Consider the following 24,099-nt stretch of genomic DNA (forward strand, 5'->3'; position numbering starts at 1 on the left):
TATCGAGCAATGCTCGATATCGCCCGTGTGCCGCGGGATCTTCTGCACGTGCGCTTGCACGGTCAGCGGGTCGCCGTGCTGCGGAGGTCTCGCCGAACGGGGTTGAGTCTCGAGTACGACGAGACCGCCGACCTCGCCCTGCGCGGCATGGCGGTGTCGACGTCGCTGCCTCCCACCCAGCGGGTTCACCGGGGGCCCGCCGTTGAGAACTTCGTCGACAACCTGCTGCCCGACGATCCCCGTGTGCGACGGCGGTGGGGTTCGACGGTCGGCGTGACGGGCGCCGACCCGTTCGACCTGCTGGTGCACTTCGGGCGAGACGTCGCCGGTGCCGCGTGGTTCCGTGGAGACGGAGATGACGACTCGGGCAGCCGCACACCGCTCGACGAGGCGGCGATCGCGGCGCGCATCCGTCGATGCAGGGCCGACGCGACGGCCTGGCACGACGACAGCCGGGCCGCCGACGGCCAGTTCTCGCTGAGCGGCGCCCAGACCAAGTTCTCGCTCGCGTTGCACGACGGTCGGTGGTTCGAGGCCTCCGGCTCCGACCCCTCCACCCACCTGTTCAAGCCGACCGTGCACTCGGTGCCCGACGGCGAGGTCGTCGAGTTCATGACCATGCGGGCCGCGGCCGGGCTCGGGTTGCCCACGGCGCCCGTCGAGCTGCTCGAGTTCGGCGACACGCACGCGCTCGTCGTCGAGCGGTTCGACCGCGTGCAGGCGGGCCCGAGCGCGGTGCGGCTGCACCAGGAGGACATGGTTCAGGCGCTCGGGGCGTCGCGCCTGTACAAGTACGAGGTGCAGGGCGGGCCGTCGATCGACTCGATCATCGCGTGCCTCGCGCGCGGCGTGCAGCACCCGGAGGAGGGCACGCTCCGCAGGTTCGCGCGGGTACTGGTGTTCTCATGGATCATGCTGAACACCGACGCCCACGCCAAGAACCACGCGGTGTTCGTCGACCCCGACGGCCTGCGGCTCACGCCGCTCTACGACGCGTCGTCGGCCATCCCCTACCTCGGTCCCGACGGGCTCGACCACGACACCGTCGCCGAGCGCGCGGCCCGCTGCACCCTCGCGATGCGCTACGGCGCCTCAGCCCGGGCCGGCCGCATCGGCGGCTTCGAGATCGGCGCCATCGCCCGGCGCTGCGGCCTCCGCTCCACCGACCTCATCGCCGAGGCACGAGCCTCCTGCGACGCCCTCCCGCGCCTCGTCGCCGAGGCCGCGGAGCATGTGCCCCCGCGAGTGCGCACCTCCACCGTCGAGCGCTTCATCCGCTGGATGCCCCTCCGCGCCCGCCAGGCCGACGCCGCCCTGCGCCGCGGCGCGTGAGGCCGATTACGCGCGCCGCGTCGGCTGAGCCGCGCAGGGAGCGAGGTGCCGCGGGCGCGCGGGTCAGTGGAGGAGGGACTGCCAGTTGGCGGGGACGTGGCCGCGGGGGCCGGGGGCGGGCTGGTCGAGGGGGTGGTGGGTGGGGGCGGCGAGGTGGGGGCCCTCCGCCTCGGAGGCGGTCTCGTAGTCCCAGAACCAGTCTTCGCCCGGTTCGTAGCTCTGGATGAGGGGGTGGCCGGTCTCGGTGAAGTGCGCGGTGGCGTGCTGCGAGGGTGAGGAGTCACAGCATCCGATGTGTCCGCACTGGGCGCAGCGGCGGAGGTGGAACCACCAGCCGTGCTCCGGGTCGCAGTCGGCACAGCCGGGGCCGCTCGGGGTGGCCTGGGGGTCGATTCCGCGAAGGGCTGTCACGGTAAAATCGTACGTCATGGACGACGCCGCGACGCGGGAATGGAACGAGCTGGTGCGCGCCTCGCACCCCGAGCTCACGCCGGAGCAGTTCGAGCGTCTCGCCGGCTACGGCGACTCGGCGCCGCGCGAGGTGGGCGAGGTGCTGTTCGCGGCAGGGCAGGCAGCTCCCGACCTCATCGTCATCCGCTCCGGCTCGGTCGATCTGGTGCAGGCCGCCACGCTCGACACCCCCGAGGAGGTGCTCGCCCGCTTCGAGGCCCACGACTTCCTCGGCGAGCTCAACCTGCTCACCGGGCAGCGGGTGTTCTTCGACGCCCGCGTCGCCGAGGCCGGCGAGATGGTGGTGGTGTCGCAGGATGCCTTCCGCCGCATGATGGCCGACGAACCCGACCTCTCCGACCTGCTGCTGCGCGCCTTCATCGCCCGCCGCAGCAAGCTGCAGCGCAGCGCCGGCGCCCGGGGCATCGAGATCATCGGCAGCGCCTACTCCTCCCGCGCCCTCGCCCTCCGCACCTTCGCCGCACGGCAGCAGCTCGCGCACGCCTGGTTCGACTGCGACAGCGTCGACGGCCACTCGCTGCTGCGGGCCGCCGGGCTCACGGCCGACGACCTGCCCGCCGTCATCCTCCCCGACGCCGTGCTGAAGAACGCCACACCCGGCGTGCTCGCCGAGAACGTCGGGCTCTCGGTGCCCCGAGGCTCATCGGGACGGATGCTCGACCTCGCCGTCATCGGAGCCGGCCCCGCCGGCCTCGCCGCCGCCATGTACGGCGCCTCGGAGGGTCTCGCCACCGTGCTGCTCGAGGCCATCGCCACCGGCGGGCAGGCCGCCTCGAGCTCGCGCATCGAGAACTACCTCGGCTTCCCTTCGGGCCTCAGCGGCGCCGAGCTCACCGGGCGCGCGATGGTGCAGGCCGAGAAGTTCGGTGCCCGCCTGTACAGCCCGTGCAAGGTGGTGCGGCTCGACACGCGCTGCGGTCCACTCGAGCTCACGCTCGACGACGACGAGGTGGTGCGAGCTCGGGCCGTGGTGATCGCGACCGGCGCCCAGTACCGCACGCTTCCGCTGCCCGACTGGTCGCGCTTCGAGGGCGCCGGCATCTACTACGCCGCCACCGAACTCGAGGCGAAGGCGTGCGGACGCAGCGAGGTGACCGTGGTCGGGGGCGCCAACTCCTCCGGCCAGGCCGCGCTCTTCCTCGCCGAGCGAGGCGCCTCGGTCACCATCGCGGCCCGCCGCGAAGAACTCGAAGCCACCATGTCGGCCTACCTGGTCGACCGGCTGAAGGCCCACCGCCGGGTCACGATCCGCACCGGCACCGAGGTCACCGCGCTGCACGGCGACGCCTCGGGAGTGCAACTCGCGGGCGTGACGCTCACCGACCGGGTGACCGGAGCATCCGTCGACCACGACTGCCGCGGACTGTTCTGCTTCATCGGCGCGGCCCCCTCGACCGCCTGGCTCGGCGACCAGCTGCTCACCGACGAGCCCGGTTTCGTGCTCACCGACGGTCTGCTCGGCCGCGACGAGTCGGAGTGGCCTGCGGCCTACGGCATCCTCGGCCGGGCGCCGCTCGCCTTCGAGACCAGCGTTCCCGCGGTGTTCGCCGCGGGCGACGTGCGCGCCGGCTCGATGAAGCGCGTCGCCGCCGCCGTGGGCGAGGGCGCGAGCGCCGTGCGCTCGGTGCACCAGGCGATCGGCGGATGAGGACGGTTCGTGTGCCGGGCGGTGACGTGACGCTGACGGATGCGCGCCGCGACTCCGCACGCACGGTCACGCTGCAAGGGTTCGAGCTGGGCACGACGACCGTCACGGCCGACGAGTTCGCGGCGGGGCGCGCCTTCACGGAGACCTCGACGGAGGGACTGCTGCCCGCCGTGGGCGTGAGCTGGCGGGAGGCGGTGGAGTGGTGCATCGTCGCGTCGCAGCACGCGGGGCTGCGGCCGGCGTACGCGATCTCGGCGGAGGGCGTGACGTGGAATCCCGCCGCCGACGGGTACCGGCTGCCCACCGAAGCCGAGTGGGTGCACGGCAGCAGGGGCGCCACCGGCGGGCCGCGGTACGGAGCGCTCGACGAGATCGCGTGGAGCGCCGCCGATCACGTCTCCGGCCCCCAGCCGTCGGGGCTCAAGCAGCCCAACGCGTTCGGGCTCTTCGACACCCTCGGGAACGTCTGGGAGTGGTGCTGGGACCGCCTCGACCCCGCCCGCTACGGCGACTACCGCGTGCTGAAGGGCGGCGGCTGGGCCGACCCGGCGTGGAGCTGCCGCGTCGGGGTGCGCCGCGGCAACGCGCCCGACGCGCGGGTGGAGGACGTGGGGTTCCGGGTCGCACGGGGGGCTGTGGCCGCGCCGGGGGCTGTTGCCGCGCCGGGCCGGGTGGCGCCGGGCCGGGTGGCTCTGGGCCAGGTGGCGCCGGGCCGGGTGTCGGCCCGGGTGGCGCGCCCGACGGCGGCCAGGGGTGGTCGGAGGCCGAAGACAGGAGGCGCGCCAGGGCGGTGTTCCCGCTGCCCGTGGGGTGGACCCCTCTGGAGTAGAGGGCTGGTCGACGAGCTACCAGGGCACGGGAACGCAGGGCACGAGCTGACCCGCCTCGGCGCCCGCGCCCGGCACCACGAGCACGCCGACGGCATCGGCGAGCCCGCGGAGCATGGCGGCGCCGTGCCACGGGGTCGGGAACGCGAGCTCTCCTCCGGGTCGCGCGGGGTCGGGGCGGGTGGTGAAGGGGCGCAGCAGCGTGTGTGCGCGGGCCGGGTCGACAGGCGCGCCGAGTTCGACCGCGCGGAGCGTGGGAAGCGGCAGTTCGAGCATCCCCGCCACCAGGGGCTGCAGAAGGGTGATGCAGCTGAGCAGCGCCGCGAGCGGGTTCCCGGGGAGCCCCACGACCCAGCGCGCGTCAGGCATGCGGGCCAGGAACGCCGGGCCGCCCGGCCTCACGTCAATTCCGTCGACCACGACCTCGGCCCCGGCCTCGCGCAGCACCGCGCGCACGTGGTCGGCGGTCGACGAGCCCGTGCCGCCCGTGGTGACCACGATGTCGGGCTGCGGCTCGAACGAGTTCCCGTCGACGGGCGTGCGGACGTTCAGGCCGAGGGCCCCGGCCGTCGCGGCCGCGCTGTCCCCGATGCGATCCGCGGCGACCACCCTCCCGCCCAGGGCCGCCACGACACCGGGAAGAGACGGCCCGAAGCTGTCCCGCACCTGGCCGGGGAGGGGTAACCCTTCCGTCACGACCTCGTCACCGGTGAGGGCGAGGGCGACGGTGGGCGGGCGCCTGACGCTGAGCACGTCGCATCCGGCGCCCGCCGCGACGGCGAGGTGCACGGGCCCGAGAGTGCTGCCGCGGGTGATCAGCACGTCGCCGACGGATGCCTCGGCTCCCGCCGCCCGCACGTGCTGCCCCGGGCGGGGCTCGTCGTCGGGGCACCACGGGGCGCGGTGGAGCACGGGGTGCGCGTGGTCGAGCATCCGCACCTCGCCGTTCTCACTGCGGAGAACCGCGTCGCACCCTTCGGGGAGGAGGGCGCCGGTGACGATGTCGACGGCCTCGCCTGCCGCCAGCTTCGACGAACTCGCCGCTGCGGCGCTCGGGTGCAGCCGCCAAGGGCCGGGCCCGGCAACGGCCCAGCCGTCCATGGCGGAGGAGGCGAAGTGCGGGAGGGGCGTGGGCGCGACGACGTCGAGTGCCGCGACCCTCGTGAGCGCTTGGGCGAGAGGCACCTCCTCCCGCGCGTCGGGGCCTCGGGCCGCTGCCGAGCAGGCACCCGCCTCGTGGGCGAGCCGACGTGCCTCGTGCCAGGTCGCGCGCTTCTGGTCGTCGGGTGCCTCCGGCGCGGCGGGGCGGGTTCTCGTCACGGCTGCCGACCGCCGTACCTCTCCGCCAGCGCGGAGAGCGCCGCCGAGGCACGCGCCGCCGCCTCGACGGGATCGTCACCCGCCGCCATCGCCCGCCCGACGGCGATCCCCAGCAGGTAGGTGGTGACCGGCGCGGCCGGCCGCCGCACCGCGTGCGCCGCGACGCCCGCGAGCTCGAGCACGGCGGCGACGTCGGGCGTGAACCCGCTGATCTCGAGCTCCTCGCCGGCGAGCGCGGCCCACTCCGCGAGCTCGGCCGCGGTGTCGTCGGTGGGGTTCGTCATGATGATCCTCCGATGGTCGTCGGGCGCTGGAGAACGGCGTCGGATGCGGTGGTTGGCTGCGCGGCGAAGCGGGCGGCGGCCGATGCGGTCGGCCGCTCCACCCCGGGCCGGGCCGCGTCGGACGCGGTGGGCGGCTGCGCGCCGAAGCGAGCCGCATCAGATGCGGTGGGCGGCTCCACCTCGGGCCGTGCGGCATCGGATGCGGTGGGCGGCTGCGCGCCGAAGCGGGCGGCGTCGGCCCAGGTGTCGATGTCGGCGGTGTCCGCGGTCGGCACCCGCACGGGGAGGAGCGCCAGCCCGTCGATGAGCTGGCGCACCGACGCGCCGTCGAGACCCCCAGGGCGCTCGCGCCGGAGGGCGTTCACACGCCGGTCAAGTGAGGCACGACGGTAGACCGCGAGGAGAGGCTGGAGCCGCCCCTGGTGTTGGTCGCGCAAAGTGCTCTCATCGTGCGTTATTCGAGCATTTTGCGCGACCAATGCGAGGGGTGGTGGGTCTTCCCCTTGGGCCATCCACGCATCGATCGACTCCTCGGCACGATCTCGCAGTGCCGCCAGCACGAGGGGAAGCGCGTGTTCAACGCGGGGGTGGTCGCAGGCGATCACCGCGACGAACGGGCCCACCGCAGTTCCCCTCCCGGGCGTCGGCTCCGGCGAGCGCCGAAGGGCCGCGAGCCCCGCGGCGATCGCCGCCGCGGGCCCACCGAAGGGCGGCGTCTCTCGAGCGCGCAGCAGCATCCCGCCCGCCAGGCGCGGGTCGCGGAGGACGTCGCCGAGCGCGGTGGTCTCGTCGTCGGGCCCGACAACGACGAGCCGCCCGCCCCCGCCGGGCTCGGCGCCCACGCCGGGTGCGGCGCCCGCGGCGCCGACAGCGATCGCGCCGAGGCCCGCCACCACCGCCCGCTGCAGCAGGGTCGCGCCACCCACGACGAGCGACGCCTTCGCGACGCCGTCGACGCGCGAGGAGCGACCCCCGGCCAAGACGATCACGTCGACGTGCATCCCTCCACCCTAGGCTCGTCGTCGCGGCGCCGAACCACCCTTGGCACCCAGCACGTATCGCGTACACCGAAGCAGGTATGCGGCCACCTTGATACCCACAGCACCGCGTGATACCCCTGAACGATGGCCAGAATCACCGCCCGCCGCCGGGTCACCCGCATCACCGTGGGCGGCGCCCGCCAGCGGCGCGAAGACGTGCTCGCCGCCGAGGAACCGCTCGAGATCAGGGTGGGCGGTCGCTCCCTCGCCATCACGATGCGCACGCCCGGGCACGACGTCGATCTGGCCGCGGGGTTCCTGGTGTCGGAGGGCGTCATCCGGCACGGCGACGACTTCACGGCCGCCCGCTACTGCGCCGGCGCCACCGACGAGGGCCTCAACACCTACAACGTGCTCGACGTCACGCTCGCCCCGGGCGTCGCCGCGCCCGACCCGAGTCTCGAGCGCAACTTCTTCACCACGAGCTCGTGCGGAATCTGCGGCAAGGCGAGCATCGACGCCGTGCGCACCCTCTCACACTACGAGGTGGGCGGCGACACGTTCGAGCTCGATGCCGCCCTGCTCGTGACCTTCCCCCACCGACTCCGCGAGCAGCAGGCCGTGTTCGAGAAGACCGGAGGCCTGCACGCCGCCGCCCTGTTCGACGCGCTCACCGGCGATCTGCTCGTGCTGCGCGAAGACGTGGGCCGCCACAACGCCGTCGACAAGGTGATCGGATGGGCGGTGAAGGAGAACCTGCTCCCCCTGCGCCACACCGTGCTCATGGTCTCCGGGCGCGCGAGCTTCGAGCTCACCCAGAAGGCGTCGATGGCCGGCATCCCGATGCTGGCCGCCGTGTCGGCGCCGTCGTCGCTCGCGGCCGAGCTCGCCTCCGAGCTCGGCATGACGCTCGTCGGGTTCCTTCGCGGGGATTCCATGGTGGTCTACAGCGGTGCGGAGCGCATCCGTTCCTCCGACGCCGACCGCCGGCTCGAGCCAGAACACGAACCTGCCGCGGCGCAGGCACCCCACCCCGCCCTCTCCCAGACCGGAGCACCCCGATGACCACCAAGCCCCCCGTCGACGACGTGACCGACGACGGCATCGAGGTCTCGCATCCGAAGCACTACGCGGTCGGCCTCCCCGGCGTCGTGCACTCGATGGAGCCCGCCCTCCGCCAGCTCGGCCCGCGCCGCACCCTCGAGCTCATGACCTCGATCAACCAGCAGGGCGGCTTCGACTGCATGAGCTGCGCCTGGCCCGACCCCGACGACCGCAAGAAGCTCGAGTTCTGCGAGAACGGCGCCAAGGCCGTGATCTGGGAGGCCACCCCCGTCACCGTGCCGTCGACCTTCTGGGCCGAGCACTCGCTCACCGAGCTGGCCGAGAAGTCGGAGTACTGGCTCGGCATGCAGGGCCGCCTCACCGAGCCCGTCTACAAGCCCGCCGACTCCGACCACTACCGCCCGATCAGTTGGGACGAGGCTTTCGAGCGCATCGGCGCGAACCTCAACGCCCTCGACTCGCCGAACCGCGCCGCCTTCTACACCAGCGGACGCGCCTCGAACGAGGCGGCCTTCGCCTACCAGCTCTTCGTGCGCGCCTTCGGCACGAACAACCTGCCCGACTGCTCGAACATGTGCCACGAGTCGACCGGCACCGCGCTCAGCGAGACCATCGGCATCGGCAAGTCGACGGTGTCGTACGACGACTTCGAGAAGGCCGAGCTCATCATCGTGATGGGCCAGAACCCGGGCACGAACCATCCGCGCATGCTCACCGCCCTCGAAGACGCGAAGAAGGCCGGAGCCACCATCGTGTCGGTGAACCCGCTGCCCGAGGCCGCACTCGAGCGCTACAAGAACCCGCAGTCGGTGCGCGGGATGCTCGGGAAGGGCACGGTCATCTCCGACCAGTTCCTGCAGATCCGGTTGGGCGGCGACATGGCGCTGCTCCAGGCGCTGTCGAAGCGGGTGCTGGCGGCGGAGGCCGCCGCGCCCGGCACCGTGCTCGACCGCGCCTTCCTCGACGAGCACACCCTCGGCTTCGACGCGCTGGCCGCGCACCTCGCCGAGCTCGACGAGGCCGAGGTGCTCGAGGCGACCGGGCTCAGCTCCGGCGAGATCGACGAACTCGCCGACCGGTACATCCGCTCGAACGCCACCATCATCACCTGGGCCATGGGTGTCACTCAGCACAAGAAGGCCGTGGCGGCGATCAAGGAGATCGTCAACCTGCTCCTCCTCCGCGGCAATATCGGCAAGCCGGGCGCGGGCGCCTCGCCGGTGCGCGGGCACAGCAACGTGCAGGGCGACCGCACCATGGGTATCTGGGAACGGATGCCTCCCGCCTTCCTCGACGCGATGGAGCGCGAGTTCGGCCTGCCGATGCCTCGGGAGGTCGGGGTGGATGCGGTGGACGGCATCCGGGCGATGCAACGCGGCGAGATCTCGACCTGGGTCTCGCTCGGCGGCAACTTCGTGGGCGCCATCTCCGACACGGCGGCGGCCGAGGCCGCGATGCGCGGCACGGGCATGACGGTGCAGATCTCGACCAAGCTCAACCGCTCGCACGCGGTGACGGGTGCGGAGGCCATCATCCTGCCGACGCTCGGGCGCACGGAGATCGATCTGCGCGCATCCGGGCCCCAGATCGTGAGTGTGGAGGACTCGGTGTGCGCCGTGCACGCGTCGCACGGGCGCATCCCTCCCGTCGCCGACGGGCTGCTCTCGGAGGTGGCGATCGTGTCGCGGATGGCGCGGGCGACGCTCGGGTCGGCGCCCGCCTCGGGCGCGGGCATCGACTGGGCGGGCTTCGAAGACGACTACGACCTGCTGCGCGAGCACATCGCGCGCGTGGTGCCCGGGTGCGAGGGGTACAACGAGAAGATCCGCCGCAAGGAGGGGTTCGTGCTGCCCAACGGGCCGCGCGACTCGCGCACCTTCACGAACGCGGTGGGCAAGGCGCTGCTCACGGTGAACGAGCTCGAGCCGCTGGTGTGCCCGCCGGGGCGCCTGCTGCTGCAGACCCTGCGCTCGCACGACCAGTTCAACACCACGATCTACAGCCTGAACGACCGGTACCGGGGCATCAAGAAGGGCCGCAACGTCGTGTTCGTGAACCCCGACGACCTCGCGTCGCTCGGTCTCGCCGACGGGCAGCTCGTCGACGTGTTCAGCGAGTGGCCGGGGCAGCCCGACCGCTCGCTGCGCGGCTTTCGCGTGGTGTCGTACCCCACAGCGCGCGGATGCGCGGCCGCCTACTTCCCCGAGGCGAACGTGCTCGTGCCGCTCGACTCGACGGCGGAGCGCAGCAACACGCCCGTGTCGAAGGCGATCGTGGTGCGGTTGGAGGCTGCTGCGGGCTGAGGACATTCGCCGTTCGGGTTGGTCCTGGCGCCCCACCTTCTAGGTAGACTGGTCTACCTAACGGGAGGTCACTCATGGTCGCTGGTACCGCATCCGCTCGAACGCGTCTGCTCGACGCCGCGTCGCGGCTGTTCTACGAGGAGGGGATGACGGCCACGGGGATCGACACGATCACGGCGGCGGCCGGGGTGGCCAAGCAGAGCCTGTACAACAACTTCGCGTCGAAGGACGAGCTGATGCTGGCGTACATCGAGGCGCGGCACGAGGAGTGGCTCGGGCTGTACCGGGCGCGGCTCGCCGAGGCCGGGACTCCGCGGGAGCGGGTGCTCGCGGTGTTCGACGCGTACATCGACCACGCGCGGTTCGAGTACGCGCGCGGGTTCCGCGGGTGCGGGCTGCTGAACGCCGCGGCCGAGCTGCCGGCGGGGGCGGCCGGGCGGGATGCGGTGCGGCGGCACAAGGAGCAGGTGGAGGGGCTGGTGCGGGAGCCGCTGGTCGAGCTCGTGGCCTCGGGTTCAGGGGCGGATGCGGCCGGGGTTGCGGCCTCGTCCTCGTCCTCGACGTCGGCTGCGGCCGACCGCCTGGCCGAGCACCTCTCGTTCCTGCTCGAGGGCTCGATGAGCCGTGCCGGGCTGGAGGGCGGCACGCTCCGCCTCGAGCACGCGCGCGCCCTGGCCGTCGACCTGCTCGACGCCCTGTGAAGCGCGGGCGGCTCGTCGGCATCGGGCTCATCGGCATCGCGTCGCTGCTGTGGGGAACGACGGGAACGGCGGCGACCTTCGCACCGGGGGTCGGGCCGCTCGCCATCGGCGCCGCCGCTCTGGGTATCGGCGGCCTGCTGCAGGCGGCGATCGCCGTGCCTGCGTTGCGGGCGGCGTGGCCGGCCCTGCGCATCCGTCTCCCCCTGGTGCTGCTCGGAGCGGTCGCCGTCGCGGTGTACCCGCTCGCCTTCTACAGCTCGATGCGCCTCGCGGGTGTGGCGGTGGGCTCGGTGGTGTCGCTCGCGTCGGCGCCCCTCGCGTCGGGGGTGCTCGAGCGCATCGTCGACCGCCTCCCCCTCAGCCGCTGGTGGATGCTCGCCGCCGGCCTCGGGGTCGTCGGCTGCGTGCTGCTCAGCGTGTCGAAGCTCGAAGCGGGCGCGGGTGCGGTCGTCGGCGCGGGAGCGGGCGTCGGCGCGGGCGCGGGCGCCGCCGGGGTGACGGCTACCGTGGGCGCGGGCGCCACGGCGGCGAGCGCCGGCGCCGCCGCTGACGCCGCTGCCGGACTCGCGGGCGGTGGCGGTGCTGTGCCGCTCGGCATCCTGTTGGGTCTCGTGGCGGGCATCACCTACGCGATCTACTCCTGGGTCGCGCGCCGCCTCATCGACGACGGCATCGGACGTGCCGCCTCGATGGGCTCGGTCTTCGGCGCGGGCGGCCTCCTGCTCATGCCCGTGCTGCTCATCACCGGCGCCCCGCTGGTCGCCACGCCGCAGGCCTTCGCGGTGGCGGCGTACATGGCGCTGGTGCCGATGTTCCTGGGCTACCTGCTGTTCGGCTTTGGCCTCACCCGCGTCTCGGCCAGCACCGCCACCACCGTCACCCTCACCGAGCCCGCGGTGGCGGCCGTGCTCGCGGTGCTCGTCGTCGGCGAGCAGCTGAACGCCGTCGGCTGGGCCGGCCTCGGCGTGATCGCCCTCGTGCTCGTACTCCTGTCGGTCGCCCCGACGAACACCCCCGCATCCACCCGTCGGGGGATCACGGCCGACCCGGTGCTCGGTTAGCGTCGAGGAGACCCCACCCCTTCGCAGAACGGCCCGTCCCCGCATGAGCGACCTCACCCGCAGAACCATCATCGGCACCGCCTGGGCCGCCCCCGTCATCGTCGCAGCAGCAGCCGCGCCTCTTGCTGCGGCGAGCACCGGCCCCACCATCGCCCTCGGCGTCGCGGCGAACCCGGGGTCGGTCATCATCTATCGCGGCACCTCGCTCCGCCGGGCTGTCGAGTTCACCGTCACGAACAACACCGGGCGTGCGACGCAGGGTGTGGTCAGCGTGTCGATGCCCTACCAGGCGCCCGCGTCGGGAATCTTCATCGCCGACTTCCCGTCGGTCACCGGATGGTCGATGACGATCGACGGGGCCACGGCGATTCTGCAGACCCTCACCCCGCTCGCCGACGGCGCGAGCATCTCGTTCACGGCCACCGTCGAGTCGCAGAGCGCCTCCCCCGAGTGGAATTTCCGCACCGGCCAGACCATCATCACCGTCACAGTCTCGACCCCCGGCGCAGCATCCGCCTCCCTCCCCCTCTGGGCAGCCACAGTCCCCGAACGCTGACCCGCCCGCCCCGCCTCGCCCTCCTCCTCGCGAGTCGCCAAAATCCGGGCTGAATCCGCGGCGTTGGGCCGGATTTTGGCGAGTCGCGAGGAGGAGGCGCCGCGGGCTACGCGGGGAGCACGAGCACCCCGTCGATGCGGCGGGGGATGCCCGGGTCGGCGTCGCGGAGCTCGACGGGGAGCGCCGACTGGGGCGCGTTCTGCCAGGCGAGCGGGCGCAGGAAGCGGCGCACCGCCGTGACGCCCACCGAGGTGTGCTGCGAGTTGGTCGAGGGCCACGGGCCGCCGTGCTGCTGCGCCCACGTCACGCGCACGCCGGTGGGGAACCCGTTGAACACGATGCGCCCCGCGCTCGCCTCGAGGGTCGGCGCGAGCGACGACACCAGGTCACTCTCGTCGTCTTCGACGTGCAGGGTCGCGGTGAGCGACTTCGGGATGCGCCCGAACGCCTCCTGCACCTCCTCGAGCTCGGTGTACCGCGCCACCACCACGAGCGGCCCGAAGCATTCCTCGGCGAGCGTCTCGTCGAGCGCCCCCGCCGTCGTCTCGAGCAGTGTCGGCGGCACGAAGAACCCGTCGGCCGAACCCGCACCCGAGGGCACCTCGGCCGACCCCTGCGCCGCCACCGGTGCCCCGCCGGCCTCCAGCCGCGCCGAGATCTCGCCGAACGAGTCACGGATGCGGTCGTTCAGCAGCACCTGCGCCCCCGCCTCCCGCGTGAGACCCTTCAGCTGCTCGACCAGCGCATCCCCCGTCTCACCCGACGGCACGAACGCGATGCCGGGCTTCGTGCACAGCTGCCCGGCAGATCCGGTGAACGACGTGAACAGTCCGCTCGCGATCTCCGACGTGCGCGCGGCAGCGGCCCCCGGCGTGATGACCAGCGGGTTGATGCTCGACAGCTCCCCGAAGAACGGGATGGGGTCGGGCCGCTCGTCGATCGCCGCCTGCAGCGCCGAGGCCGCGCCGAGCGAGCCCGTGAACCCGGCGGCCTTGATCGACGGATGCTTCACCAGCGCCACCCCCGCCCGCTGCCCGTAGACGATGCCGAACGTCCCCCGCGGCGCCCCGACCGCCGCCGCTGCGCGCTGCAGCACCTCGAACGAGAGCTTCGAGGTGAGCGGATGCGACCCGTGCGCCTTCACGACCACGGGCGACCCCGCCGCGATGGCCGAGGCGGTGTCGCCGCCGAGCACCGAGAACGCGAAGGGGAAGTTGCTCGACCCGAACACGGCGACCGGGCCGATCGAGACCAGCATGCGCCGCACATCCGGACCAGGGCCGAGCGGAGTGTCGCCCGCGTGGTCGATCGCGGCCTCGACGAAGCTCCCCTCACGCACGGCTTCGGCGAACAGCTGGAACTGGAAGGCGCTGCGCCCCGCCTCCCCGGTGAGCCGCGCGACGCCGAGACCCGTCTCGGAGTCGGCGACCGCGACGAGCTCGTCGCGCGCCTCGAGCACGGCCGCGGCCATGGCGTCGAGCAGCTGGGCGCGGAACTCGCGCCCGCGGGCCTGCAGTTCGTGGGCAGCGGCGGCGGCCCAGCGGGCGATCTCGTCGACGCCCTCGTCGGTGGTCGGCTCGAGATCGGTGGCAGCGCTAACACCGGAGCGGGGATCTGTGGTGGTGAGCATGGAGTGCATCCTTCGTGTGGAGGGGTGGGGCAGGTCAGGCGCTCTCGCGCGCGACCACGGAGTAGCCGAGGTCGATCTCGGCGGTGTCGACGGCGCGGTGGGTCATGCGGGCGAGCAGCAGCTCCCCCGCCACGGTGCCGATCTGGCGGTTCGGCACGGCCACCGTGGTGAGCGTGGGCACGAGGTGGCGCCCGATCTCGAAGTCACCGAACCCGGTGATCGCGATGTCGCCGGGCACCGAGATGCCCCGCCGCGCACACTCGAGCACCGCGCCGGCGGCGAACACGTCGCTCGCGAACATGAGCACGTCGGTCTCCGGATGCGCGCGGAGCGTCTCGTCCAGCAACCTGCGGCCGGTCTCGAAGTCGACGGTGGCGGTGCCCGAGTCGACGACGCGCACGGGTTCGCCGGGGAACTCCTTCGCCACGGTCTCCTCGAACGAGGTGCGCCGCGCGAGCGCGCGGAAGTCGCCGGTCTGGAACGAACCCGCGAAGGTCGGGTGCCGGTAGCCGCGCTCCACCGCGAAGCGCACGAGGGCGGCGATCGACTCGCTGTTCGAGAAGCCGACGACGCTGTCGATGGGGTCGTCGGAGAGGTCCCAGGCCTCGACCACGGGCACCTTCGACTCGCGCAGCAGGTGGGTGGCGTTCGGGGAGTGGTCGGTGCCGACGATGAAGATGCCGTCGGGGCGGCGGCCGAGGAAGGCCCGCACGAGCTCCTCCTCGTGGCCCGGGCGGTAGTCGGTGGAGCCGATGAACAGCTGGTACCCCGCGGGCGAGAGCACCTCTTCAAGGCCGTGCAGGGCGTCGGCGAAGACCGAGGCCGAGATGGCGGGGATGATCGCCGCGACCGTCATGCTGCGGTTGGAGGCGAGGTTCGAGGCGGCGAGGTTCGGCACGTAGCCGGTGGCGGCGATGGAGTTGCGCACCCGCTCGAGGGTGAACTCCGAGACCAGCTCGGGGGTGCGGATGGAGCGCGACACGGTTTGCGGCGAGACGCGGGCGTGGCGAGCCACGTCGTCGAGCGTGACGGTGTTGGTCGAGCGGCGCGACGGGCGCGTGGCGACCACCGCGGCGGCGTCGGGTTCGGCGACGATGCCCGCCCCCGCATCCGTCTCGACGTCGGACTCCCGAGCGTCGGATTCCCGATCGAGGGCGAGGGCGGTCGTCGCGCCCTCGGCGCTCACAGCAGTCGCCTCCTGGCGAGGTTCGCCATCAGCGAGCGGATCCCGAAACGCCATGGCTCGCACCTCTCGCTCTGCTCGACCTGATTGACCAGACTACCCAGTTCGGATGCCGAGATCCGCACGATGTCGCCGGTCTTGTGGGTGAAGCCGCGATCGGGCTCGTCGCGGTCGACGATGGGGGCGAACATGGTGCCGAGCATGAGAACGGCGCCGTCGGGGTACTGGTGCTGCGGGCCGACGAGCTGCCCCACGAGGTCGATCGGGTCGCGGCTGATCTGCGCCATCTCCGAGCTGCCGTCGAGGTGGAAGCCGTCTCCGCCCTCGCCTGCGTCGAGTTCGAGTGTCACGCGCATCCGTCGCACCGTGTCGAGGTCGAAGCCGTCGTCGAACAGGCGGATGAGGGGGCCGAGCGCGCAGGAGGCGTTGTTGTCTTTGGCCTTCGGCAGCAGCAGGGCCGAGCGGCCCTCGACGTCGCGCAGGTTCACGTCGTTGCCGAGGGTGGCGCCGACGATGCGGCCGGTGCTGTCGACGAGCAGGGCCACCTCGGGCTCGGGGTTGTTCCACGAGGAGGTGGAGAGCACGCCCACCTGCACCGCGGGGCCCATCGCCGAGAGGGTCGGGCCCTTGGTGAAGATCTCGGCGTCGGGACCGATGCCCACCTCGAGGTACTGGCTCCAGAGGCCCTGCTCGACGAGGTAGCGCTTCAGGGCGACGGCGGCGTCTGAGCCGGGCTTGACCTCGCTCAGGTCGGTGCCGATCTCGGCGAGGATGCTCTCGCGCATCCGTGCCGCCGCGTCGATGTCGCCGCGCACGCGTTCTTCGATCACGCGCTCGATCATCGAGACGGCGAAGGTGACGCCGGCGGCCTTGAGGGTCTGCAGGTCGACGGGGGCGAGCAGCCACGGCCGCTTCGGGTCGCGGGTCTCGGCGGGCGTGTTGGCGTAGAGCTCGTCGAACGAGCCGAGCCGGGTGGCGGATGCTGCTGCCGCAGCCTCGCGCGCCGCCGCCGCCGGATCGGCGCTCTCGGCGAGCGCCGCCACGGTGGAGTAGCTCGCACTGATGTCGAATACGCCCTCCTCGGTGACGAGCACCGGCGAGGGCCCCTCGACCTCGGGGACCCAGGCCCGCCCCACGAGCGCGCCGGCGTAACGGTCGGCGGGCAGCGCCCGCTCGGCTGTCCCCGCCCAGGTGCTGGGCGTGGTCTCGATGGTGCTCATGCTGTCTCCTGGTGGGTCGGGGTGGCGGCGCGCATCAGCGGCGCCTGAACACGCCGGGGCGCTTCTCGGCGAAGGCGGCGCGGCCCTCGGCGGCGTCGTCGGTGGCGAAGGTGACGGTCTGGAGGTCGCGTTCGTAGGCGATCGCCGCATCCTGGGGCAGGTTGTAGGCCGCACGCAGGTTCGCCTTCGCGGTCTCGGCGGCGATCGGCGGGCGAGAGGCGATCACGCGGGCCAGCTCGACGGCCCGCGGCACCAGCTCGGCCGGCTCGACGAGCTCCGACACGAGACCCCACCCGAGCGCTCGCTGCGCGTCGATCGGGTCTCCCGTGAGCAGCATCAGCGCCGCGTTGCTCGCCCCGATGGAGTGGCCGAGGAAGGTGCTCATGCCGCCGCCGCCGATCCACCCGAGCTTGATCTCGGGCGCAGCGAACGAGGCGGTCGTCGACGCGATGCGGATGTCGCACGTCATCGCCGTCTCGAGCCCCCCACCGAATGCGTACCCGTTCACCGCGGCGATCACGGGCTTGCGCAGCTCACGCAGCGCATCGCAGTAGTCGGTGCGGTTGCGGAAGTCCCACGGGGTGGCGTACTTGTCGAGCTGACGGATGTCGGAGCCCGCACAGAACGACCGCTCCCCCGCGCCCGTGAGCACGACCACCCGCACCGCGTCGATGTCGTTCGCCCACTCGGCGAGCACGACCAGCGCATCCGACATCTCCTGCGTCACCGAGTTGAGCTTCTGCGGCCGGTTGAGGGTGACCACGAGCACCTGCTCGTCGAGCTCGGCCGTGATCTCCTCGGTGCCGAGCTCGGGAATGACGTCGCTCATCGCGTGACCTTCTCTCTGATGGGGGAAACGGATGCTGCAGCCGACGCCGCGAACGCCGCCTCGAGCCGGTCGATCCCCTCGTCGATGCCGACCTCGCCGAGCACGACGCCCCGCACGATCGCCGACGCCTCGCTCTGGAACGGGATGTACCCCGCGTACCGCGGCCGCACCCACGACTGCTCGATCGTGGCGAGCGTGCCCGAGTAGAAGCCGCTCGCGGCCCGATCGACGGCTGGGTCTGTCCAGGCGGCGCGCGCCGACGGCTGCCCGTCGTGCTGCGGGATGAAGCGCCGCTGCGCCTCGGGAGACATCAGCCACGCGATGTGCGCCACGAGCTCGGGCGTCACCTCGGCGTGCGCGCTCACGGCGAGCCCGGTGCCGCCGATGGTGGAGCCGCGGCGGCCCCCGTGGGTGACGGAAGGAGCATCCGCGAATCGCACCTCGGCACCCGAGTAGTTCACGTAGCCGTAGACGAGCGGGCAGTAGGCGATGTCGTCGCCGGCGCTCATGCGCTCGAGCAGCGCGATGGGGTTCTGCAGCTCCGACCCCGCGGGGATGCGTGAGCCGATCGACCTCATCGTCTCGAGCACGGCGGATGCGGTGGCCCGCGAGACGAATCCGAACTCCGGATGCGCGGGCACCTCCTCGCCGAAGGCCACGCAGAGCGACGCGAAGGTGAGGAAGGCGTGCGGGCCCGCGAGCGAGAGCGCGACGGGTGCGCGGCGGGAGAGCTCCTCGACCTCGGCCCAGGTCTCGGGCGCCGCGGGCACCAGGCGCGGCTTGTGCACCGCGACCTGCGTGGCGGCGTCGAGCGGGAGCGCCCACTGGTAGCCGTCGGCCGAGTAGGAGTCGAAGGAGGGCCCGACGCTCTCGCGCGACCAGCGTTCGATGCGCTCGGCGCCGACCACGGCATCCATCGGCTGCAAGGAGTGCAGCTCGAGCGCCTCGCCCAGGTGCGGGTGGTCGAGCACGATGAGGTCGTACGCGCGGGCGAGCTCGTCGATGGGGTGCGACTCGAAGTGCTCGAGCGAGTGCGCGCTCCAGGTGAGGTCGACGGGGGGTGGTGCGGTGGCGGCGGAGACGGCGGCTCCCGCGGTGGGGACCCCCGCGGTGGCGCTGCTCGTGGCCGTGCCACCCGACGCTGCGGCCGCGCCAGCGCCGGCCGCCGCCGCGGTCAGCGCGTTGCGCCCGCGCGGGTGGTCCCAGGTGATGCCGCGGTAGCCGCTCACGCCGGCTCCCCGGCGGGCTCGGGAACCGCATCCTCCACCGCCACCGCGCCGGCGGCCGCGAGTTCGTCGACGCGTGCGTCGTCGTACCCGAGCTCGACCAGGATCTCGCGCGTGTGCTCCCCCGTGAGCGGCGCTCCGCGGTCGATGCGGGCGGGCGTCGCGGAGAGCTTGTAGGGGAAGCCCGGTGTCTTGACGAGACCCTCGGTGGGGTGCTCGTACTCGATGAAGGTGCCGTTGTGCTTGATCTGCTCGTCGTCGACGAGGTCTTGGTAGCCGTAGACCGGCCCGGCCCAGATGCCCACGGCGCCGAGGGCCTCCATCCACTCCGCGGTGGTGCGGGTGGTGAGGCGCTCGGCGGTCTTGCGGTAGATCTCGTCGCGGTGCGCCCAGCTGTCGGTCTCGGTGTCCATGCCGAGGAAGCTCGGCTCGCCGATCACCTCGCCGAGCGTGTGCAGGTCGGGCATGGCGAGGGCGAGGTACCCGTCGGCGGTCGAGAACGCGCCGTACGGCGCCCGGATGTAGACGTGCGCGTGCGGCTGCTCGCTGCGGTGCTGCCCCACCCCGCCCACGGTGAACACCGAGAGCTCCTGCATCTGCAGGGTGGTGATGGCGTCGAGCATGTTTACCGAGACGAGCTGCCCCTGCCCGGTGCGCTCGCGGTGGAAGAGCGCGGCGAGCACGCCCTCGAACGCGGTCGAGGCGGTGACGGCGTCGACCAGGTACTGTCCGGCCGGGGTGGGCGGGTTGCCCGCCGTGCCCGCCGAGAGCATCGCGCCGCTCATAGCCTGCAGCAGGAGGTCTTGACCGGGTCGGTTGCGGTACGGGCCGTCTTCGCCGTAGCCCGAGATGGAGACGTAGACGAGCGACGGGTTGATCTCGCGCAGCGTCTCGTAGTCGACGCCTAAGCGTCCTGCGACTCCGGGCCGGTAGTTCTGCAGGAAGACGTCGGCCGACTTCACCAGCTCGTAGAGGATCTCCTTGCCCTCGGCCGACTTGAGGTCGACCCCGATGGAGCGCTTGTTGCGGTTGAGCGAGAGGAAGGAGACGTTGATGCGGTTGCCCGTCGCCCCTCCCGCTGCCGCGTGCCGCTGCCACTCGCCGGTGGGCGGCTCGACCTTGATGACGTCGGCGCCGAGGTCACCCAAGCGCTGGGCCGCGAACGGGCCTGCCATGGCGATGGAGCAGTCCAGCACCCGGATGCCCGAGAGCACTTCGGGTGCGGATGCTGCGGATGCGGTGTCCGCGCCGGAGTCAGTCATGGTCGTTCCTCATCGATCGATGCCGCACATTCGTATGATGGAATGGCAGCGCTAACATCAGCATATCAGCGAGAGCGTGGCAGGTCACCATCGACGTGCCTACTCGGGCTGACCGTGAATGGAGCGAATGGCCTCGCGCACGGCCGACGTCTCGGCCTCGCCCTCCAGCACCGTGATGGTGGTGGAGTACTCGCGGCTCTCGCCGTGCTCGAGGAAGGTCATCGAGCCGTCGTCGCGCGCCGCTGCGTCGCCCGAGACATGATGGGTGGAGGGCTCGAGCCCCACGGCGTACTGGCCGCTGCGCAGGTTCTGCCACTCGAAGAAGTGCGGCATGCCGGCGGCCTCCCAGGCCACCTCGACGCCCCGCGATCCGTCGGCCGCGATCAGCGCGACGCGGTGCCGGCCGTCGGGGCCGGCCACGAGCTCGTGCTCGCGCACCTGCTCGACGAAGCCCTTGATGGGCGCGGGAAGGGTGCGGTACGAGATGCCCTGCTCGGCGCAGGAGTCGCTCTCCCAGAGCATGCGCGCGATCGGCGCCACGAACTCGGTGCCCTCGTCGACGAAGGGCCAGCCGATGTTGAGGTGGTAGAGGAACATGTGGGGCGTCGGCTCGAACCCGAGGTTGTCGACCACGTCGTGCAGGCGGATCTGCCGCCCGTCGAAGTCGAGCTCGATGGTGCGGGTGAGCCGCAGGTGCTCGCCGAACGAGGTGGCCTGGATGACCTCGCCCACCACACGCAGTACGGGAGTGCCCGCAGCGCCCGGCACCTCGCGTGCCTCGAGCAGCCGGGCCGGGATGGCCGTGAGCCGGCCGTGCAGCCCGTGCGAGACGGTCTGCTTGGGCGGGTAGGCGTAGCGGGTGGCGTCGACCTCCCCGCCGAAGAGGGTGTGGTCGAGCCCGCCCGAGACGAGCAGCCCGTCGAGCGCGCGCAGCCACGACAGACCACCCTCGTCGCTGTGCTCGTGCAGGCCGGGGTGCCGGAAGCCGTTGCCCGAGCGCCACCCGAGCGGCGCACCCTTGAAGCGCGCCGAGCCGAGGTCGAAGGCCCGGTCGACCAGCACCTCGAGCTCGAGGCCGGCCGAGGTGCGCAGGTCGATGGCGCGCACGCCGCGCTCCACGCCGTTGTCGAGCACGACCTGACGGATGCCCGCCACGGCCGAGAGGTCGCCGGTACGTTCCGCGAGCTGTGCCGCGGTGAGCTCTGCTCCGAAGATGTCCATCACTTCATCACCCATCCGCCGTCGACGTTGATGGTCTGCCCCGTCACGAACGACGAGTCGGGGCCGACCAGGAAGGAGACCACCGCGGCGAGCTCCGCATCCGTTCCCCGGCGCTTCAGCGCCTGATGCTCGATGACGTGCGCCGAGTACTCGGCGGCGTCGCCCTGAATCTCCTCGGCCTTCGTGGGGAAGGCGCCCGGCGACACCGCGTTCACCCGCACGCCGAACTCGCCGAGTTCGCGGGCGAGGGCCCGGGTGAGCGCCACGGCGGCGCCCTTGGTGGAGACGTAGCTGGCGAGGTTCGACCAGCCTCCGTTCCAGGTGATGGAGCCGACGTTCACGATCGCCCCGGAGCGGCGCGCGACCATGCCGCGCGCCGCCACCTGGGCGGCATAGAAGTAGCCGCGCTGGTTCACCGTGACGACGTCGTCGTACTCGGAGAGCGGGATCTCGAGGAACGGGGTGCTCGGGTAGATCGCGGCGTTGTTCACGAGCGCTTCGACGGGGCCGAACTCGGCCTCCGTTCCGGTGATCGCGGACTCGATCGCCGAGGCGTCGCGGAGGTCGGCTTCGAGCATCCGCACCGCCACCCCCGCGCCCTCGAGCTGCGCCGCCGTCTCGGCCAGGTCGTCGCTCGGCCGGCCGAGCACACCCACGGCGAAGCCGTCGGAGCCCAGCCGCAGCGCCGTCGCCCTGCCGAGCGCGCCGCCCGCGCCCGTGATGATCGCCACCTTCTGATGCACGTCTGTCGTCCCTCTCGTCCCGCTCCCCGATACCGGCTAGATCGTGTACTTCTTGAGGATATCCGTGACGAACTGCTTGGCCCGCGGGATGTCCGACTCGTCGAGGTGCTCGATGATGAGCGGCACGTTCGGGTTCTGCTCCGACAGGCGCTGCAGGTAGAGCTCGTAGTCGAGCGAGCCGAGGCCGGCGGCCGGCAGCTCGATCTCGCCGACGCCGCGGAAGGTGTGCGAGGCCAGCGCGTCGTCGTCGCCGATGTCGGCGTGCTTCTCGCTCTTGTCGTCGCCGGCGCGCTTGACGTCTTTGGCGTGGGCGATGCGCACACGGCCGCCGAGCACGTCGAACACCTCGTTGAGCACACCGGCCTGGTCGTCGATGTTGGTGGCGTCGAAGTAGTTCGTCGGGTCCATCAGCAGTTCGAGGCCGGGGGTGCGGATGTCGTTGAACACGCGGGCGGTCTCGCGCACCGAGCCGATGACGTTGTTCACGTAGGTCTCGAGCAGGAACGTCGCGCCGTGGTCGTAGGCCTCCTGCGCCAGCTCGGCGAGCACGGTGCGCACCTGCTCGTATGCGTCTTCGGAGCGGTTGTGCGGGTCGTGGTCCCACTCGCTCTCGGGGTTGAAGGTGCCCGACTCGGAGATGACGTACTTCGAGCCGAAGTTACGGGCGTTGCGGATGATCTCCTTCAGGTACTCGACGTTCGCCTTCCGGTGCTCGGGGTCGGGGTGGACGATGTTGGTGTAGCCCGAGATGGCCGAGATGGGCAGGTCGTGGTCGCGGAAGGTGTCGCTGACGAGCTTCGCCTTCTCCTTGGTGATCTGGCCGGCGGAGAGGTCGAGGTCTTTGAAGTGCAGGTCGAGCTGCACGGTGTTGAAGCCGTGCGCGCGGATCTTCTCGGCGGTGGTCTTGAGGTCGTAGGGGTAGTAGGCGGTGAAGATGCCCAGCTGGATCATGGCGTCGTTGCTCCTTGTTCGTTCTACGGGGTGTTGGTGTTCGAGATGTTCGGGTGGATGAGGGGGCTCAGAGGGCGAACTCGTCGAGCCGCACCGGGCGCTTCTCGGCGATCGAGCGGTAGCCCGCCTCGATCAGCGCCATGGTCTTCACGTTGTCGGCGACGCTCAGCTCGGGGGCGCCGCCTGACTCGACGGCGTGCTGCACCTGCTCCATCACGCCGATGAAGGCGTGCGGGAACCAGTGGGTGTCCCAGCTCGGTGAGACCCACTCGCCGTCGGTGTGGGTGCGCGAGGCGTAACGGATGCTCGACGGCTCGCCCGTGGGCCAACCGATCGTGCCGTTCGCCACTCCCGCCGTGCCCTCGACGCGCCACTTGATGAAGAAGTCGTCGTCGTAGCCCTCTTCGCGCGGGCCGCCCCAGACGTCTTCGACGCTGAGGGCCAAGACGTCGCCGGGGAATCGGAGGGTGGAGACGACGATGCCGTCTTCGTGCTCGAACGCGGTGCGCGGGTCTCGCCGCACGACGGTGGTGATCTCTCTCGGGTCGCCGAAGAGGTAGCGCAGCGCGTCGAGGTGGTGAACGCTCATGTTCGCGAGCGTGAGCCGGTCGTAGCCCTCGAGGAAGCCCTGCCAGTGCGGCACCGCGTGCATGTCGATCTGCGCGAACACCGGGTCGCCGAGGGCGCCGGAGTCGAGCAGCTGCTTGAGCACGCGGATCGACTGGTCGTAGCGCATGTTCTGGTTGACCGAGAGGATCTTGCCCGCCGCTGCGGCCTCGTCGCGGAGCGCGAGCGCCTCGTCGAGGTCGAGCGCGAGCGGCTTCTGGGCGAGCACCGCCTTGACGTGCGGCTGCGCCAGCGCCTCGCGGATGAGCGCGGGCTGCTGGTCGGGCGGGAAGGCGATGTCGACGATCTCGACCTCGGGGTCGGCGATCAGCTCCGAGGGCGTGCGGTGCACGGTCGGGATGCCGTAGCGCTCGGCCACCGCACGGGCGTTCGCCTCGGTGCGGGAGGCGATGGCCACGACGGGGAAGCCCGCCAGCTGGTAGGCCGCCAGGTGCTGGTCGGCCATGATGGCGCCGGCGCCGATGCACCCGATGCGGTGGCTCCGGGTACGGATGTCGACGTCGGGCCGCAGCTCGGGCCGGGCAGCTGTCGAGGTAGTCACATTCACTCCAATCGCGTCGTTGCGACGATTTTCATCACCGTAACGGAAACGAATTGATAGCGCTACTGGTAGCGCTGCCATTTCTACGCTACCGTACCGAGCACAGTCCGATTTCAAG

At 71.9% G+C, this 24,099-nt stretch carries 21 protein-coding genes and 1 pseudogene; 8 read left to right on the forward strand and 14 right to left on the reverse strand.

The features are described 5' to 3' along the window. Window positions 1-9 precede the first annotated feature (9 nt). Window positions 10-1,332: a HipA domain-containing protein gene (locus HL652_RS16480; RefSeq protein ID WP_171706313.1), complete on the forward strand. Its 1,323-nt coding sequence runs from the start codon at window positions 10-12 to the stop codon at window positions 1,330-1,332. 63 nt (window positions 1,333-1,395) lie between these two features. Here HL652_RS16480 and HL652_RS16485 read toward each other — a convergent pair whose 3' ends face one another. Further along, window positions 1,396-1,761, reverse strand: a complete 366-nt coding sequence (locus HL652_RS16485; RefSeq protein ID WP_171706314.1) for a UBP-type zinc finger domain-containing protein — start codon at window positions 1,759-1,761, stop codon at window positions 1,396-1,398. On the opposite strand from HL652_RS16485, the gene HL652_RS16490 reads away from it, so the two are divergent. Continuing rightward, on the forward strand, window positions 1,760-3,451 hold the full coding sequence (locus HL652_RS16490) for an FAD-dependent oxidoreductase (protein WP_171706315.1): 1,692 nt from the start codon (window positions 1,760-1,762) through the stop codon (window positions 3,449-3,451). The two genes, HL652_RS16485 and HL652_RS16490, sit on opposite strands and share 2 nt — an antisense overlap. Next, window positions 3,448-4,020, forward strand: a pseudogene (locus tag HL652_RS16495) (formylglycine-generating enzyme family protein); the annotation flags it as partial. The gene HL652_RS16490 and the pseudogene HL652_RS16495, both read left to right, overlap by 4 nt. A 276-nt stretch (window positions 4,021-4,296) precedes the next feature. On the opposite strand, the gene HL652_RS16500 reads toward HL652_RS16495, so the two are convergent. Genes HL652_RS16500 through HL652_RS16510 form a run of 3 tightly spaced genes read right to left on the reverse strand, consistent with a single transcriptional unit; the run spans window position 4,297 to window position 6,883 of the window. Beyond that, window positions 4,297-5,598, reverse strand: a complete 1,302-nt coding sequence (locus HL652_RS16500) for a molybdopterin molybdotransferase MoeA (RefSeq protein ID WP_171706316.1) — start codon at window positions 5,596-5,598, stop codon at window positions 4,297-4,299. Beyond that, the gene (locus HL652_RS16505; RefSeq protein ID WP_171706317.1) at window positions 5,595-5,882 is read right to left on the reverse strand and encodes a DUF6457 domain-containing protein; all 288 of its coding nucleotides are present in this window, start codon (window positions 5,880-5,882) and stop codon (window positions 5,595-5,597) included. The genes HL652_RS16500 and HL652_RS16505 overlap by 4 nt, the downstream gene beginning before the upstream one ends. Next, window positions 5,879-6,883: an NTP transferase domain-containing protein gene (locus HL652_RS16510; protein WP_171706318.1), complete on the reverse strand. Its 1,005-nt coding sequence runs from the start codon at window positions 6,881-6,883 to the stop codon at window positions 5,879-5,881. The genes HL652_RS16505 and HL652_RS16510 overlap by 4 nt, the downstream gene beginning before the upstream one ends. Window positions 6,884-7,006: 123 nt before the next feature. On the opposite strand from HL652_RS16510, the gene fdhD reads away from it, so the two are divergent. The 5 genes from fdhD to HL652_RS16535 all read left to right on the forward strand — a co-directional run bounded on the left by fdhD (window position 7,007) and on the right by HL652_RS16535 (window position 12,548). Then, window positions 7,007-7,927: a formate dehydrogenase accessory sulfurtransferase FdhD gene (fdhD, locus tag HL652_RS16515; RefSeq protein ID WP_171706319.1), complete on the forward strand. Its 921-nt coding sequence runs from the start codon at window positions 7,007-7,009 to the stop codon at window positions 7,925-7,927. Then, entirely contained in the window at window positions 7,924-10,230 is a 2,307-nt protein-coding gene (locus HL652_RS16520; RefSeq protein WP_171706320.1) for an FdhF/YdeP family oxidoreductase, read from the forward strand. The genes fdhD and HL652_RS16520 overlap by 4 nt, the downstream gene beginning before the upstream one ends. 74 nt (window positions 10,231-10,304) lie before the next feature. Further along, the gene (locus HL652_RS16525) at window positions 10,305-10,931 is read left to right on the forward strand and encodes a TetR/AcrR family transcriptional regulator (protein ID WP_171706321.1); all 627 of its coding nucleotides are present in this window, start codon (window positions 10,305-10,307) and stop codon (window positions 10,929-10,931) included. Further along, window positions 10,928-11,992, forward strand: a complete 1,065-nt coding sequence (locus HL652_RS16530; RefSeq protein ID WP_171706322.1) for a DMT family transporter — start codon at window positions 10,928-10,930, stop codon at window positions 11,990-11,992. The genes HL652_RS16525 and HL652_RS16530 overlap by 4 nt, the downstream gene beginning before the upstream one ends. A gap of 43 nt (window positions 11,993-12,035) precedes the next feature. Then, window positions 12,036-12,548 carry a hypothetical protein gene (locus tag HL652_RS16535; RefSeq protein ID WP_171706323.1) on the forward strand — a complete coding sequence of 171 codons (513 nt, stop codon included), beginning with the start codon at window positions 12,036-12,038 and terminating at the stop codon, window positions 12,546-12,548. 106 nt (window positions 12,549-12,654) lie between these two features. On the opposite strand, the gene HL652_RS16540 is transcribed toward HL652_RS16535, so the two are convergent. The 10 genes from HL652_RS16540 to HL652_RS16585 form a co-directional block, all read right to left on the reverse strand. Then, window positions 12,655-14,178, reverse strand: a complete 1,524-nt coding sequence (locus HL652_RS16540; protein ID WP_171706324.1) for an aldehyde dehydrogenase (NADP(+)) — start codon at window positions 14,176-14,178, stop codon at window positions 12,655-12,657. 34 nt (window positions 14,179-14,212) lie between these two features. After that, complete coding sequence (locus HL652_RS16545) at window positions 14,213-15,364, reverse strand: LacI family DNA-binding transcriptional regulator (protein WP_216603919.1); 1,152 nt, start codon at window positions 15,362-15,364, stop codon at window positions 14,213-14,215. After that, window positions 15,361-16,581, reverse strand: coding sequence for a fumarylacetoacetate hydrolase family protein (locus HL652_RS16550; protein WP_171706326.1), 1,221 nt, complete (start codon window positions 16,579-16,581; stop codon window positions 15,361-15,363). Before HL652_RS16550 ends, HL652_RS16545 begins: the two co-directional genes overlap by 4 nt. Before the next feature lie 34 nt (window positions 16,582-16,615). Further along, window positions 16,616-17,410, reverse strand: a complete 795-nt coding sequence (locus HL652_RS16555; protein WP_171706327.1) for an enoyl-CoA hydratase/isomerase family protein — start codon at window positions 17,408-17,410, stop codon at window positions 16,616-16,618. After that, complete coding sequence (locus tag HL652_RS16560; RefSeq protein ID WP_171706328.1) at window positions 17,407-18,639, reverse strand: type 2 periplasmic-binding domain-containing protein; 1,233 nt, start codon at window positions 18,637-18,639, stop codon at window positions 17,407-17,409. Before HL652_RS16560 ends, HL652_RS16555 begins: the two co-directional genes overlap by 4 nt. Further along, the gene (locus HL652_RS16565; RefSeq protein WP_171706329.1) at window positions 18,636-19,898 is read right to left on the reverse strand and encodes a CaiB/BaiF CoA transferase family protein; all 1,263 of its coding nucleotides are present in this window, start codon (window positions 19,896-19,898) and stop codon (window positions 18,636-18,638) included. Before HL652_RS16565 ends, HL652_RS16560 begins: the two co-directional genes overlap by 4 nt. 99 nt (window positions 19,899-19,997) lie before the next feature. Next, on the reverse strand, window positions 19,998-21,134 hold the full coding sequence (locus HL652_RS16570) for an aldose 1-epimerase family protein (RefSeq protein ID WP_216603920.1): 1,137 nt from the start codon (window positions 21,132-21,134) through the stop codon (window positions 19,998-20,000). Next, on the reverse strand, window positions 21,119-21,862 hold the full coding sequence (locus HL652_RS16575) for an SDR family NAD(P)-dependent oxidoreductase (protein ID WP_216603921.1): 744 nt from the start codon (window positions 21,860-21,862) through the stop codon (window positions 21,119-21,121). Before HL652_RS16575 ends, HL652_RS16570 begins: the two co-directional genes overlap by 16 nt. Before the next feature lie 36 nt (window positions 21,863-21,898). Next, on the reverse strand, window positions 21,899-22,813 hold the full coding sequence (locus HL652_RS16580) for a sugar phosphate isomerase/epimerase family protein (RefSeq protein WP_171706330.1): 915 nt from the start codon (window positions 22,811-22,813) through the stop codon (window positions 21,899-21,901). A 67-nt stretch (window positions 22,814-22,880) separates the two neighbouring features. Further along, window positions 22,881-23,981, reverse strand: a complete 1,101-nt coding sequence (locus tag HL652_RS16585) for a Gfo/Idh/MocA family protein (protein WP_216603922.1) — start codon at window positions 23,979-23,981, stop codon at window positions 22,881-22,883. Window positions 23,982-24,099 lie beyond the last annotated feature (118 nt).

This window comes from Herbiconiux sp. SALV-R1 (assembly GCF_013113715.1).
In the GTDB taxonomy this organism is placed as follows: Bacteria; Actinomycetota; Actinomycetes; order Actinomycetales; family Microbacteriaceae; genus Herbiconiux.

What these genes read in the sequence shown, in the direction of transcription:
- HL652_RS16480 (WP_171706313.1), top strand. Translation starts at nt 10, where the DNA reads ATGCTCGATATCGCCCGTGTGCCGCGGGATCTTCTGCACGTGCGCTTG.
- HL652_RS16490 (WP_171706315.1), top strand. Translation starts at nt 1,760, where the DNA reads ATGGACGACGCCGCGACGCGGGAATGGAACGAGCTGGTGCGCGCCTCG.
- HL652_RS16485 (WP_171706314.1), bottom strand. Translation starts at nt 1,761, where the DNA reads ATGACGTACGATTTTACCGTGACAGCCCTTCGCGGAATCGACCCCCAG.
- HL652_RS16505 (WP_171706317.1), bottom strand. Translation starts at nt 5,882, where the DNA reads ATGACGAACCCCACCGACGACACCGCGGCCGAGCTCGCGGAGTGGGCC.
- HL652_RS16510 (WP_171706318.1), bottom strand. Translation starts at nt 6,883, where the DNA reads ATGCACGTCGACGTGATCGTCTTGGCCGGGGGTCGCTCCTCGCGCGTC.
- fdhD (WP_171706319.1), top strand. Translation starts at nt 7,007, where the DNA reads ATGGCCAGAATCACCGCCCGCCGCCGGGTCACCCGCATCACCGTGGGC.
- HL652_RS16520 (WP_171706320.1), top strand. Translation starts at nt 7,924, where the DNA reads ATGACCACCAAGCCCCCCGTCGACGACGTGACCGACGACGGCATCGAG.
- HL652_RS16525 (WP_171706321.1), top strand. Translation starts at nt 10,305, where the DNA reads ATGGTCGCTGGTACCGCATCCGCTCGAACGCGTCTGCTCGACGCCGCG.
- HL652_RS16535 (WP_171706323.1), top strand. Translation starts at nt 12,036, where the DNA reads ATGAGCGACCTCACCCGCAGAACCATCATCGGCACCGCCTGGGCCGCC.
- HL652_RS16540 (WP_171706324.1), bottom strand. Translation starts at nt 14,178, where the DNA reads ATGCTCACCACCACAGATCCCCGCTCCGGTGTTAGCGCTGCCACCGAT.
- HL652_RS16550 (WP_171706326.1), bottom strand. Translation starts at nt 16,581, where the DNA reads ATGAGCACCATCGAGACCACGCCCAGCACCTGGGCGGGGACAGCCGAG.
- HL652_RS16555 (WP_171706327.1), bottom strand. Translation starts at nt 17,410, where the DNA reads ATGAGCGACGTCATTCCCGAGCTCGGCACCGAGGAGATCACGGCCGAG.
- HL652_RS16565 (WP_171706329.1), bottom strand. Translation starts at nt 19,898, where the DNA reads ATGACTGACTCCGGCGCGGACACCGCATCCGCAGCATCCGCACCCGAA.
- HL652_RS16570 (WP_216603920.1), bottom strand. Translation starts at nt 21,134, where the DNA reads ATGGGTGATGAAGTGATGGACATCTTCGGAGCAGAGCTCACCGCGGCA.
- HL652_RS16580 (WP_171706330.1), bottom strand. Translation starts at nt 22,813, where the DNA reads ATGATCCAGCTGGGCATCTTCACCGCCTACTACCCCTACGACCTCAAG.